Origin of the sequence: Microbacterium sp. HMWF026 (assembly GCF_003061325.1) — a bacterium.
GTDB lineage: Bacteria > Actinomycetota > Actinomycetes > Actinomycetales > Microbacteriaceae > Microbacterium > Microbacterium testaceum_E.
On the sequence record NZ_QAJB01000214.1, the window covers coordinates 1 to 13,424 of the forward strand.

General features: G+C 72.1%; 9 protein-coding genes. 6 read left to right on the forward strand and 3 right to left on the reverse strand.

What is annotated here, in order from left to right; translation table 11 throughout:
• The first annotated feature begins 132 nt into the window (after nt 1–132).
• Nucleotides 133–2,145, forward strand: a complete 2,013-nt coding sequence (locus DBR36_RS08830) for an acyltransferase family protein (RefSeq protein ID WP_108318636.1) — start codon at nt 133–135, stop codon at nt 2,143–2,145.
• Between the two features lie 37 nt (nt 2,146–2,182).
• The gene (locus tag DBR36_RS08835; RefSeq protein WP_146185291.1) at nt 2,183–4,204 is read left to right on the forward strand and encodes a DUF6541 family protein; all 2,022 of its coding nucleotides are present in this window, start codon (nt 2,183–2,185) and stop codon (nt 4,202–4,204) included.
• A 127-nt stretch (nt 4,205–4,331) separates the two neighbouring features.
• On the opposite strand, the gene DBR36_RS08840 is transcribed toward DBR36_RS08835, so the two are convergent.
• Nucleotides 4,332–5,333, reverse strand: coding sequence for a glycosyltransferase family 2 protein (locus DBR36_RS08840; RefSeq protein WP_108318640.1), 1,002 nt, complete (start codon nt 5,331–5,333; stop codon nt 4,332–4,334).
• Nucleotides 5,334–5,380: 47 nt separating this feature from the next.
• Nucleotides 5,381–6,781: an O-antigen ligase gene (locus DBR36_RS08845; protein ID WP_108318642.1), complete on the reverse strand. Its 1,401-nt coding sequence runs from the start codon at nt 6,779–6,781 to the stop codon at nt 5,381–5,383.
• A 61-nt stretch (nt 6,782–6,842) separates the two neighbouring features.
• Here DBR36_RS08845 and manA point away from each other — a divergent pair, with 61 nt between their 5' ends.
• The 4 genes from manA (at nt 6,843) to DBR36_RS08865 (ending at nt 12,790) form a co-directional block, all read left to right on the forward strand.
• A complete protein-coding gene (manA, locus tag DBR36_RS08850; protein ID WP_108318644.1) occupies nt 6,843–8,006 on the forward strand; it encodes a mannose-6-phosphate isomerase, class I in 1,164 nt (387 codons plus the stop codon).
• Nucleotides 8,007–8,150: 144 nt separating this feature from the next.
• Entirely contained in the window at nt 8,151–8,474 is a 324-nt protein-coding gene (locus tag DBR36_RS08855) for a WhiB family transcriptional regulator (protein WP_058232110.1), read from the forward strand.
• A gap of 78 nt (nt 8,475–8,552) precedes the next feature.
• Nucleotides 8,553–11,396 (forward strand): glycosyltransferase, encoded by a 2,844-nt coding sequence (locus DBR36_RS08860; RefSeq protein WP_108318646.1) that lies wholly within the window; start codon nt 8,553–8,555, stop codon nt 11,394–11,396.
• Nucleotides 11,393–12,790: a DUF5719 family protein gene (locus DBR36_RS08865; protein WP_108318648.1), complete on the forward strand. Its 1,398-nt coding sequence runs from the start codon at nt 11,393–11,395 to the stop codon at nt 12,788–12,790. Before DBR36_RS08860 ends, DBR36_RS08865 begins: the two co-directional genes overlap by 4 nt.
• A gap of 160 nt (nt 12,791–12,950) precedes the next feature.
• On the opposite strand, the gene DBR36_RS08870 is transcribed toward DBR36_RS08865, so the two are convergent.
• Nucleotides 12,951–13,382 (reverse strand): hypothetical protein, encoded by a 432-nt coding sequence (locus DBR36_RS08870; protein WP_243392968.1) that lies wholly within the window; start codon nt 13,380–13,382, stop codon nt 12,951–12,953.
• Between the last annotated feature and the right edge of the window lie 42 nt (nt 13,383–13,424).

Below are 13,424 nucleotides of genomic sequence, written 5' to 3' on the forward strand. Positions count from 1 at the left end.
GGACCCGTGGGCGGGGATGCGTCGAGGCGACGGCACGTGGATCGCTTCCTGGACCGTCGACGGCGTCCACGCGACCTCGGAGGGCTACGCCGCCGTCGGAGAAGCCGTGGCGCGTCGTCTCGGGAGCTCCGGATGACGGCGTCGACACGCATCCGCTTCCGCAGCGGCGCCTCGTCGGGCGTCGTCGAACCTCCCCGGCGACGCGCCGACCTGGACGGCCTGCGGGCGCTGGCCATCACCCTCGTCGTGGCATACCACGTCTGGGTGGGCAGGGTGTCGGGCGGCGTGGACGTCTTCCTCTTCCTCTCAGCGTTCCTGCTCACGGCATCCTTCCTCCGCCGCATGCAGACGCAGGACGGTCTCGGCGTCGGCTCCTACTGGCTGCGCCGGTTCTCGCGTCTCCTGCCCCCCGTGGCGGTGACACTGCTCGGAGTCCTGGTCGTGGCGGCCGCGGTCTACCCGCCCGAGCGGTGGCGGGCGATCTGGGACCAGGCCGTCGGGTCGGTCTTCTACGTCCAGAACCGTGTGCTCGCCGACGCCGCCGTCGACTACTACGCGCGCACCGATCAGACCAGTCCGCTCCAGCACTTCTGGTCGCTGTCGGTGCAAGGACAGGTGTTCCTCCTGTGGCCACTGCTGATCCTTCTCGCCGCGGGCATCTCGCGGCGTACGCGACTCGACGCGGTCCAGGCGACGGCCGGGGTCTTCGGCGCGGTGTTCGTCGGATCCTTCGTGGTCTCGGTCATCGCAACGGCCGCCGACCAGCAGTCCGCTTACTTCAGCACGCCCGCGCGACTCTGGGAGTTCGCTCTCGGATCGCTCGTCGCCGTCGGATTGTCAGCCGTACGTGTGCGTCCGACGCCCCGTGCGGCCGGCGTGCTGGTCTGGTCGGGCATCATCGGCATCGTCTCCTGCGGTCTCGTGCTCGATGTCGAGGGCGCCTTCCCCGGCTGGGCTGCTCTCTGGCCCACGGTCTCCGCTGCCCTGGTGGTCGTCGGGGGGCAGGCGCATGCTTCGCTCCTCCCCGTCCGGTTGCTCTCCGCGCGACCGCTGCGGGGGCTTGCGTCGGTGTCATACGCCTTCTACCTCGTGCACTGGCCGATCCTGATCACCTGGACCGTGCTCAGCGGCCGTGATCAGCCGGGCATTCTCGCCGGGACGCTCATCGTGGCGGCATCGCTCGCCGTGGCCTGGGCGTTGACACGGTGGGTCGATGCTCCGCTCGCACGCCTCGTGAAGGAGGGTGGCCGGCCGTTGCAGGCGACGGCGATCGTCGCCAGCATCCTTCTCGTGGTGACCCCGGTCGTGATCTGGCGACAGGCGGCCGTGTCGTCGACCGTCGAGCTCGGCCCCGACCACCCGGGTTCCTCCGCCGTCCTCACCGGCGCCGTCACGGGTCCCTTCGATGCGCCTCCACGCCCTTCCGAAGCGGAGGTGGTCTGGCCGTGGTTCCAGCCCGGCGATGATTGCACCGAATCCACCGCCGGCAGGGATGAGACCTGCGCGCATCTCGCCGGGGCCGGTGAGGACAGTCTGCGCGTCGTGGTGGTCGGGAACTCTCATTCCCAGCAATGGGGTGGCATGCTCGAACCGCTCGCTCTCGAGCGGGGGTGGGAGCTCACTGTGGTTGCGGCGGGTGGGTGCCCGCTGGGCCTCGATGATGACGGCACCCGTCCGTCGGGAGAATGCGCCGAATGGCGGGAACGAGCGTTCGACAAGATCACGGCACTCCGTCCCGATCTCGTCGTCACCGTCGGCTCGACGAATGTCGCCGGCAGCGACGCCGAATACGTGTCGCCGGGTCTGGAACGGGCTATCGAGCGCCTTCACGCGCGGACCGAGGCGGACGTGTGGGTGGTTCGGGACAATCCCCGCTTCGATTTCGACATGTGGGAGTGCGGGCACGGCGGTGCAGGTGACTCCTGCGAGGTGCCGCTCTCGGGGCAGCAGGCACCTGAGAACCCCCTCGCTCCGCTCGACCGGTGGGATCGCGTTCACGCCGTCGATCTGACGCCTCTCGTCTGCCCCGATGGACTGTGCCGACCGTTCGTGGGCAACATCGCCGTCTACTTCGACGACAATCACCTCACGACCGACTACACCCGTTCCATGTCGTGGGCCGTGTCCGACCTGGCTCCGGCGTGACCGGTATGCAGCGGCGGGGGGTTCGGCTATGACGTGGATGGACCTCGTTCGGGGGGTGGGCGCGGGACTCGTCTTCGTCCTCACCCCGGGACTGCTGGTGCTGTCACCGATGCGGTTGACCCTGATCCCCCGCATCGCCCTGGCCGGTGTCGCCGGAACCGCGTCCGCGGGTATCGCGGCGATCGGCTTCGGCATGCTGGGCGTGGCGTGGTCACCGTGGCAGCCGGTCGTTCCCGCGCTGCTCGGCGCGGCCCTGCTGGCCCTGGGCGTTCGCCGGACGGTCCGGCCGGTCGTTCCCTCCAGTCGATGGATGGACGCGGGGCTGGTCCTGGCCCTGCTCGCCGCCGGTGCTCTCGCGGCGATGATCGTCTTCCGCCTCGTCGCCGATCCGGATCGACCGTCGCAGACGTACGACAACGTCTTCCACCTTGCGGCCATCGCCGCGATCCTCGACGGCGGCAGCGCTTCGTCGCTGACCCTCCGCACCCTGATCGAGACCGGGCAGGCGACGTCGTTCTATCCGTCGGCGTGGCACGTCCTCGTGGCATCCGTCGTCCAGATGACCGGTGTCTCCGTGCCCGTCGCGGCCAATGCAGCCTGGGTGGTCCTCGTCGCGGGTGTCTGGGCGCCGGGATCCGCGTGGCTGGCGCAGACCCTCGTCCCGGGGTCGTCGCGTCGGCGGAGCGCGGCCGTCGCCATCCCGCTCAGCGTTGCCTTCGGGTCGATGCCCTACGCGCTGCTGACCTGGGGGTCGCTTTACCCGACCTTCTTCGCGACGGCATTGCTTCCGGGCGCAGTCGCCCTGCCGATCGTCTGCACCCGTGTCATCCGCGAGGCCCGGTCGATGCGGCAGTGGCGTGCCACTCTGCTCTCGGTCATCTCCACCATGGGAGTCGTCGGGACGCTCGCCATCGCGCAGCCGCGAGTCATCGTCAGCTGGGCGGTGCTCCTGGCTCCCGCCGCGGCCACGGGCCTGTGGCTGACGGCGAGGAGGACGTGGGGTGATCGGCATCGCTGGGACAGACGCCGGAGGGTGCTGACGACGCTCGGGCTCACGGCGGTCGTGCTCGCCGTCTTCGCCGCGGGTGCACTCCTGGCCGTCCGGCTCGACGTCTTCGCGCGCCCGGTCGACGAGCGCCTCGGCGGTCCGCAGGCAGCTGCGACGCAGAGCATCCCCGAGGCGCTGTGGTCCGCCGTGATGCAGGCGTGGCCGACGGGTGTCCCGGAGATCGCCCCGTGGGTTTCTCCCGTGCTCGGAGTGGTCGTCGCGGGGGGCCTGATCGTTGCGGCGCGGACTCGGGGGATCCGGTGGGTGGTGGCCGCCTACGTGATCGTGGTGGTGCTCTACGCGCTGGCGGCGGGTTCGGACGACGTTCTCGCAAAGCTCGCGACCGGTATCTGGTACAAGGACCGCTACCGGTTGGCATCCGTCGTCCCCGTCCTCGGGGTTGTCCTCGCCACACTCGCTCTCACGACGGGTGCCTCGCGCGCCGCGGAAAGACTCCGCCGCCCGCGGCTCGCGGCGGGGGCGGCCATCGGAGCATCCGTCGCCGTCGCCGTCGCCGGACAGGTCAGCCTGGCGGGGCCGTTCGGGTCCGCGGTCGCTGAGGTGCTGCGGATGCCGGAGACCCCCGAGAGGGGGGTGGTGGTGGGCGCACAGCAGGTGCGATTCATGTCGGCGATCAGCGAAACTGTCCCGGCGGACCAGCGGGTGCTGGGGGACCCGTGGGACGGCTCGGCGTGGACGCAGGTCTTCGGAGGTCGTGAACCGGTTTTCCCGCACGTGAACGGGCAGTGGGACGATCAGCGCACGGTTCTTGCGTGGGAGCTCGCGGCGATCGGGTCCGATCCCCGTGTCTGTGAGGCGTTGGACGATCTCCGCGTGCGCTACGTCCTCTACAACCCCCACGAGCTCGGCGGGGGAGACCCGGCGGGCAATCACTTCCCGGGTCCGCACGCCGCGGTGCACGCGGGGTTGTTCGAGCTCGTCCGCACCGATGGCGAATCCGCCCTCTACCGCATCGATGTGTGCGGGCCCCTGCCCGAAGTTCATCAATAACTTGGATATGTGTACGCCGAGTGTGGTTACAACGCTCAATGTCGTCATCACCGAGATCGCCTGAGGAGGACCCTCGACAGGGTGAAGGTGTGCGCGCGACCTCACTGCTCCCTGTCGGGGTGTGTGGTTATGAGGCGGACTGCGCTCTCTCGAGGGGAGGCATCGGCATCCAGCTTCGGTCGCGCGTGATCGCACGACCATCGCGCAGACCGCGGAACAGGTGGCTCGTGCCCGTGACCTTGCGCTCCACGACGACGAGGCGGATGAGCTCCTTGACGAAGGTCAGCGCCGTACCCGCAGTGAAGGGGAGCGGGCGGTAGACACCGACCGCGCGGTAGTACTTCTGCAGGTACGCGCGGTTGCGCATGATGTAGTACCGGTACGCGTCGCTCGAGGCGTTCATGTGGCGGATGCCCATGTCCCACTGCTTGATCTCGCGGGTGCGCCGTAGCACGAACTCGTTCACGATGACCGATTCGGTCTCGCGCGAGGCGAGCCAGCCGTAGAGCTGGTCATCCCAGTAGATGAAGAAGCGGGGGTCGGGCAGGCCGATCTTGGCGACGATGTCGCGGTGGATGAACATGCCCTCGAAGCATCCCGAGTTCATCGGCTTGAAGCCGGAGTCGTCGAAGCTCGCGGGAGCGAAGGGGATCGGGATCGCCATGGACTCGGCGACCCGGTACTGCCAGTAGAACTCGCTGCCGTCGAAGTCGTAGCGGCGCCCCTGGATGCTGCGGAAGCGCGGCGTCCACTTGCCCATGAGGGCCAGACCGTCGCGGACGACCTCGACGTCGTCATCCATCAGCCAGATCCACTCGGAACCCAGCTCGTAGGCGACGCGCATCCCCTCGCTGAAACCGCCCGAGCCCCCGGTGTTGGTCTCGAGGCGGCGGTAGACGAGCTCGGTGGGGACGCGGTCGCGGAAGGACTCCACGACCGCGGTGGTGTCGTCGGTCGAGGCGTTGTCGATGATGACGAGGTGGCCGGGCGCGGGGTCCATGCGCTCGATGCTCTCGAGAAGCCGGGTGAGCAGGTTGGTGCGGTTGTACGTGACGACGACGATCGTCGCGGTCTTCGGGTCGAAGGCTTCGCCCTGGTGGGCGGCGTTGGCATCGTCGTTCGAGGTCATGGCTCGACGATCATAACCGGCGGCCCCGAATGACCGCGGGTGAGCGCTCACGCGGACGGCTTCGCCAGCTCTCCCCGCTCGATCGAGATGCTCTGCTCGCTGGGCCCGACACCCACCAGCGGCGTCTGCTTGATCTTGGCGCCGAAGAGCACCACGAACATCCAGCCCCACAGCAGCAGCGGTCCCGACTCGGTGAGCCCCTGCACCACGAGCAGGGCGCCGATCAGCGTGGGAAGCAGGGTGAGCGGGGAGTGCGGACGGTCGTCGCGCAGGTCCCAGCGGGGCCGGTCGACGGCGAAGAACCACGACCGCCAGACGTAGGCGAGGAAGACGAGAGCGAGCAGGAAGACGCCGATGCCGCCGAGCTGCAGGTACGCGTCGAGCCACATCGAGTGCGCCTGCACGGCAGTGCGACCGTCATCGACGATCCATCCGTCGATGAGGGGCTCGGTGGCGATCCAGGGCGTCGAGAACCCCCACCCGATGAACGGACGCTGGTCGGCGCGCGCGATGACCTCCGCCCACACGCCCTCGCGTCCGACCAGGTCGGCTCCCCGGCCGAGCACGCCGAACAGGGCGTCGCGGCCGAACCAGATCGCGGCGCCACCGCCCAGGCCGATCGCGGCGTACAGCAGGTACCAGCGCGTGCGCTCGCCGGGGCGCCGCGCGGTGCGCATGACCAGGACGGTTCCGAGCACCAGCGCGACGAAGGCCGCGGCGATGTAGGCCGTCGTCGACTCCGCCCGCACGAACAGGAACGCCGCCACCGCGATCCACACCCACAGCAGCACGCGCCGCGGGGCGCCGGCGGCCAGGCGCACGGCGAAGACGATGATGGCGACGAGCATGACGGCGGCGAGCAGGTTGGCGTTACCGAACACGCCCTGGATGCGTCCTCCGTCGAGCAGATTGTCGCGCGACCAGTAGGCGACGGGGTCCGTCCCCTCCGACGGGATCACGAAGCCGGGCAGCAGCGGGCCCCGCACGAGCAGCGACACGGCGACCTCGAACAGCAGCGACAGCCCCACGACCCACTTCGCCGCCGAGGCGACCGCGCGCACGACATCGCGCCAGGTCAGCACGGCTCCCACGAACAGGCCCTGGAACGTCGTGATCACCAGCAGGAGCCAGGTGAGCACGGATGCCGCGGGCCACGCGCTCCACGCGATCGACGCGGTCGCCCACGCGAGGTAGCCGAAGGCGAGCCAGGGCAGGCGTCGCACGGCGAGCGGCGGGCGCGAGACCAGCCAGACGACCGCGGACACCATCGCCGAGGCGATGACGACGACGGCGGTGACGATGGGGCCGACGGCGTTGACCAGGCCGACTCCGCCCAGCGCGAGGACGAGCAGGAACACGCACCAGGCCCGCAGCAGCAGGTGCCCGGTGGTCTCGCGTGTCGGCGCCGTCGGCAGCGCCGACACGGGGTGGTTCGTGTACATCGCCATGGTGTGATCAGGCTACCCGGCGGCCTCGGGCGGTAAAGAGGTGCGAAGTAGGCTGTCGGGTGTGCTGATCCCCCTCTCGAACACCCCCCGCGACTACGCCTGGGGGAGCCCGACGCTGATCGCCGACCTCGAGGGACGCGAACCCTCGGGTGCGCCCGAGGCCGAGGTGTGGTTCGGCGACCACCCCGGTTCGCCCGCCGAGGTGCACGACGGCACGGGTCGCACGCTCGACGCGTGGCTGCCCGCCGTGGCGGCTTCGCACGGCATCCCCGAGAAGCTGCCCTACCTGCTCAAGCTGCTGGCGGCCGGGGCGCCCCTGTCGATCCAGGTGCACCCGTCGAAAGAGCAGGCCGTCGAGGGCTTCGCGCGCGAAGAGGCAGCCGGCGTGCCCCGCGACGCGGGGGAGCGCAACTACAAGGACGACAACCACAAACCCGAGGTGATCGTCGCCCTGAGTGACACGTTCACCGCCCTCGCGGGTCTGCGTGACATCGCGGCGACGCGTGCACTGGTCGAGTCCCTCGGCGACGCCCCTGCCGTCCGCACGCTGCGCGGACACCTGTCGGACGACGACCCCGCCGAGGCGCTGCGTGCGACGATCGGGTGGCTGCTCGGCGCGGCGCGTCCCGCCGAGATCGAAGAGATCGTGCATGCCGCGGCATCCGCCTCTTCCGAGGGATTCGACGCCGAGCTGACGCTGACGCGGTCGCTGCACCGCGCCTACCCGGCAGACCCGGGCATCGTCGTGGCCCTGTTGATGAACCTGGTCGAGCTGCGCCGGGGCGAGGCGATCTTCGTGCCCGCGGGGGTGCTGCACGCCTACGTCGCGGGTCTGGGCGTCGAGATCATGGCGGCGAGCGACAACGTGCTGCGCGGGGGACTGACGCCCAAGCACATCGACGTCGACGAGCTGCTGGGGCTGGTGGATTTCCGCCCGGCGGAGCCGCCCTTCCTGCCGGCGACGCCGGCGGGCGCGGGCGCCGAGGTGTTCGCGCCCGGGATCGCGGACTTCGCGCTCGGGCACCTCGTCGCCGGGGAGCCCGCGCGTCTCGAGCTCGGCGGGGTGTCGATCGTGCTCGGCGTGGCCGGCGGGACGACGCTCACCGGCGCATCCGGAGACCGCATCACGCTGCGTCCCGGTCAGGCGGCGCTGGCGACGCCCGACGAGTCGCCGCTGGTCACCGACGGGGGCGGCGAGGTCTTCATCGCGATGCCGGGGGCATGACCCGCGACACGCCGTGGCGCATGGTAAAGGTTCACGTCGGCCTTGAGGGTTTACGATCCGCGACTTGACCAATCCGAATCACACGGGTGTAATTATGACTGCGCGGAACCGCGTCATGGGGGCTTGAACGAGGCGGAGGACGATATGGCGACGTCGCAGTACCGGTCCGGTGTCCCGGACAATTGGTTCGTCGATCCGGTCGACCTGGGTGTACCCGGGGTCCGTCGCGACATCGACGCCACCGAAGAGAACACCCTCGCTTGGCAGACCGACGCACTGTGCTCGCAGACCGACCCCGAGGCGTTCTTCCCTGAGAAGGGCGGCTCGACCCGCGATGCCAAGCGCATCTGCACCTCGTGCGACGTCAAGTCCGAGTGCCTCGAGTACGCGCTGCAGAACGACGAGCGCTTCGGCATCTGGGGCGGTCTGAGCGAGCGCGAGCGCCGCAAGCTCAAGCGTCGCGCCTGAACCCGCGCGTCCACGATCCTCGTCCTGACGGCGCGGCGTCCGTGATCGCGAGAACGCCCGCCTAGGCTGATCCGCGTCATGCCCGCCCGTGTACACGCCATCCTCGTCGTGCGTCCCGAAGGACGCACGCCCGCCGCGGACCACCTGGAACGCACCCTCGCCGCCCTCGCGGCGCAGAGTCGACCGGTCGACGCGCTCACGATCGTCCTCTGCGGTGCCGACCCCGCGCTGACCCGCTTGGCCGCCTCATCGGGTGCCGAGGGTGTGATCACGGCATCCGCGGGAACCACCTTCGCCGCCGCCACGGCCCTCGCCACCCCGCGGCTCACGGGCGACGCGGTCTGGCTGCTTGCGCAGGACACCGCGCCCGACCCCGACGCCCTCGTGCGTCTCGCCGGGGCCCTCGAGCTGTCGCCGCCGCTCGTCGTCGCCGCGCCGAAGCTCGTCGCCTGGGACGACCGCGAGTCGATCCTGTCGCTCGGCGTGAGCATGAACCGCTACGGCAACACGGTCGAGCTCGCCGCCGGGGAGTTCGACCAGGGCCAGCGCGACACCGACGCCGACGTGCTCGGCTCCGACATCCGCGGCGTCCTCGTGCGCCGCGACGCGTGGACGGCCCTGGGCGGCCTCGACCCCGCCCTCGGCGGCGCCGACGAGGGCCTCGACCTGGGCGTGCGCGCCCGACTGGCCGGCCACCTGGTCTCGCTGGTGCCCTCGGCCCGCGTCGCCGTCGCCGGTGACGGGGTCGCCGCCATGGCCCGCGGTCGCCGACGCGCGCGCCGTCGCGCCTTCGCCACCCGCACCGCACAGCTGCACCGACGGCTCGTGTACGCCCCGGCGGCGGTCGTCCTTCTGCACTGGCTGTCGTTCCTGCCGCTCGCGCTGTGGCGGACGGTGATGCACCTCGTGACCAAGGTGCCCTATCGCGTGCTCCCGGAGTTCGGCGCCACCCTGCTGGTGATGGCCCGACCCGCCGCCGTCGCGCGCGCCCGTCGTCGCATCCGCACCTCGCGCCGCGTCGGATGGTCGCGCATCGCGCCGCTGCGCGTCTCTCGCGCCGACATGCGCATGCGCTGGGAGGGCGACGTCGCCGATCCCGACGCTTCCGTGCGCTCCGAGCTGCGCTTCTTCACCGGCGGCGGCGCGTGGGCGGTGCTGGGCGCGCTCGCGGTGTCCGCGGCCCTGTTCGCTCCGCTGCTCGCCTGGCCCGTACTGGGCGGGGGAGGCCTCGTCCCCCTGCGCGCCACGGTCACCCAGCTCTGGCAGGACGCGGCGTGGGGCGCGCGTCCTCTCGGGTGGGATGCCGTGGGCCCGGCCGACCCGTTCTCGGCGCTCGTCGCGCTGATCGGCACGCTGTCGCCCGGCGACCCCTCGCGTGCTTTCGTCGTGCTGTGGGTGCTCGCCCTTCCGCTCGCGGTGCTCGGCGGCTGGTTCGCCGCGACCCGCGTCACCGAGTCGTCGCTGCTGCGCATCGTCGCCGCCGTCGCGTGGGCCCTCGCCCCCACCTTCCTCGCCGCCCTGAACGAGGGCCGCCCGGCGCCGGTGCTGCTGCACCTGCTGCTGCCGTGGCTGTTCTTCGCCGCGAGTGTCGCGCACCGCTCGTGGGCGCCGGCGGGAGCGGCATCCGTTCTGCTCATCGCGGTGCTCGCGTGCGCGCCCTCGCTGGCTCCCGCGGTGGTCGTGCTGTGGTCGGCCGCGCTCGTGGTGGTCGCCCTGGTGGCCGGTCGGGGCATCGCGCGCGTGGTGTGGCTCGTCGTGCCGTCGGCGGTGGTCTTCGCTCCGCTCGTCTGGACGCAGGTGCGCGCCGGCAACCCCTGGGGGCTGCTCGCCGACCCGGGTGTTCCCTACGCGGGCGCCGAGGCCGCTGCCGACCCGCTCGGACGCGCCCTGCTCGCGGCCGGCTTCCCGACCTCGGACCCGGGCGGATGGGCGAGCCTCACCGGCGGAACGGTCTGGTGGGTCGGTCTGCTGATCGCGCCGCTGGCCGTCCTCGCGCTGCTGTCGGTGCTCACCCCGCGCTGGATCGCGGCATCCGGTCTGATCGTCATCGCGGTCACCGGGCTCGCGACCGCCTTCGCCGCAGTGGGCATCGCGGTGTCGTTCGACCACTCCACCGCCGTCGCGCTGTGGCCCGGCGCGGGTCTCAGTCTCGCCTGGGTGGGCCTGGTGGGCGCCGCCGTGATCGCTCTCGACGCGGGCGTGCACGCGCGGGTGTCGGCGCTGCGGCCGATCGGCGCCCTGCTGGCGCTCCTGCCGCTCGCGGTCGCGGTCGCCCCCGCGCTCACCGCCACCGCCGCCGGGCCCGAGAGCGGGCGCACCGTCGTGACGAACGGACCGGTCTCGACCCTGCCCGCCTACGTCGCGGCCGAGGGACGCGGTTCGCTCGACATCGGCACGATCGTGCTCGACCCCCGCAACGACGGTCTGCGCGTGCAGGTCGTCTGGGGTGGCAGCGCGACGCTGACGGGCCAGAGCACGGTGCAGGCGACCCGTACCGTGGCCGACGAGGGCGACACCGAGCTCGCGGGCCTGGCGGCCGACCTCGTCACCCCCTCGTCCACCGACGTCGTGGAGAAGCTCGCCGCGAAGGGCATCGCCTTCGTCCTGCTGGCCTCCGCGCCCGACGGGGAGTCCGACGTCATCCGCGGAGACCGCTTGAGCGCCGCCTCGTCTCTGGACCAGCGCGACCTGCTCGACCCGGTCGGCGCCACCTCGCGCGGCGACCTGTGGCGCGTGAACGCCGCGGTCGCGCCGCGCGCCCCGCTCGACGACCACCGCGTGGGCCTGCAGCGCCTCGTGGCCCTGGGCTCGCTCGGCGTCATCGTCGTGGCCCTGCTGCTCGCCGTCCCGACGGCGGCGTCTCGACGCACCGCTCGCCGTACGCCGCGCATCGTGGGGCCGACCCCGGGAGGAACCCGATGAGCGATCGTCGACTCGTCCGCGTCGCCGCCACGAGCGCGCGCCTGGTCGCCGGTGCCGCGGTCGCCACCGCCGCCGTGCTCGGTACGGTGGCGGCGATCGCCGCACCCTGGCCGCAGTACCGCGCGGAGCCGATCCGCGTCGACGCCACGCCCGAGGCCAGCGACACGCTCCTCGCGTGCGACGGCCCGCTCCTCGCGCTCGGGCGCAGCGCCGACTCCGCCAACGGCTTGACCGCCGCGGCCTCGCAGCAGATCGTCAGCGGTCCCGCCGACGCCGCCGCCGAGGCGAGCGCGCTGACGGGAGCGACCGCCGACGGCTCGGGCGACGCCCAAGCCCTGCGCGCGGCCCCGCGCGATCGCACGCCGACGCCGCTCGCCGCGGCGGGCTCGGCGACCGTGGCGTCGACCGACCTCATCGGTTTCTCGGCCTCGGCCTGCCGCGCGCCCCTCGCCGAGTCCTGGCTCGTGGGCGGGGCGACCACGACCGGGGCCAACGATCTCGTCGTGCTCGCCAACCCCGGAGACGTCCCCGCGACGGTCCAGCTGTCGGTGTACGGCGCGCAGGGGGTTCAGACCCCGCCGAGCGGGCAGAACCTCGTCGTCCCGGCCGGTCAGCGCCGCGTGGTGCCCCTCGCGGGGCTCCTGCTCGGCGAGGAGAGCCCCGTCGTGCGCGTCGAGGCCTCGGGCGCCCCGGTCCACGCCTCGTTGCAGGCCAGCTTGACCCGCGTCCTGCTGCCCGGCGGCAGCGACCAGGTCGCCCCTGCCCGCCAGGCCGACACGCGTCTGGTCATGCCGGGCGTCCAGGTCGTCACCTCGGCCGAGGGCCAGGCGGGTACCGTGCTGCGACTGCTCTCGCCCGGATCCGACGCCACCGCGACGGTGACCGTGACCCCGGTGGATGCCACGGCATCCGCGACCCCTCCCACCGACGTGCCGCTGACGGCGGGTCTTCCCACCTCGCTCGACCTGTCGGGCCTGTCGGCGGGGGCCTATACCGTCGACGTCTCGGCGACGGCGCCGGTCGTCGGTGCGACGTGGTCGACCACCGGCTTCGGCGAGGGCGCCGACTTCGCCTGGTACGCCGACGCCCCCGAGATCTCGGCGCCCACCGTCGTCGCGGTCGCCGACGGGGCCGGAAGCAGCGCATCGCTCGTGCTCGCCGCCGGCGACGCCGAGGCCGCCGTCACGCTGACACCGGCCGACGGCGGCGAGGCCACGTCGACGACGGTCGCGGCGAACGGTTCGGTCGCCCTCCCGGTGGCTGCGGGGGTCTACCGTCTCGAGTCGACGGCCCCGGTGCGCGCGTCGATGTCGTACGTGGGGACGGGCGCTCTCGCCTCGTACCCGTTGTGGCCCGCGGATGCCGCGGCCCCGGCGTTGACCGTCCTGCCCTAGGCGCGGGCGGGCCGGGGGCCGCGATCGGCCGGCCCGTCACGGGAGTGGGCGAGGCGGTGGCGACCGTCTCGCCGTGGCGTCGGGAGGGCCGGGGTCTAGCGGACGGGACGCGGCTCGCTTGGCCGGCGTGAGCCGAGGTGCCGCTGACGCGACGTGCGGCTCAGAAGAAGCGGAAGCGCTCGGGACCGAGGTCCCACGGGTCGCGGTCGAGGTACTCGGCGGCCGCGCGGAACACGGCGCCCTCGATCATCATCCGCCGGTGCAGATCGTCGTCGTGATGGGGGTGCCCGAGGCGCTCGATCGGCACGCGGTAGAGGATGATGCGCTTCTCGTCGCGCAGCACCGTCCAGCGCGGGATGCCGTCGGCCGCCGCCGGGGGCATGATGCCGATCTCGAACGAGACCTCGCGCAGGTCCGACCAGGCCGACCGGAGGAACTCCGCGGCTGCGCCGACGGCGACGTCGAAGCGTTCGACCCGCGTGTCGATGGGCGGGAGCGGGGGGCGCACCACGGGGCTGCGGTTCTCGCGACCGTGGCGGCCGTGTCGCGAGGGGCGGGCGACCGGTCGCGCTTCGCGGGAACGGCGACGCATCATGCCTGCCATCCTACGTTCGTGCGTTCGCGTGGTCGGCAC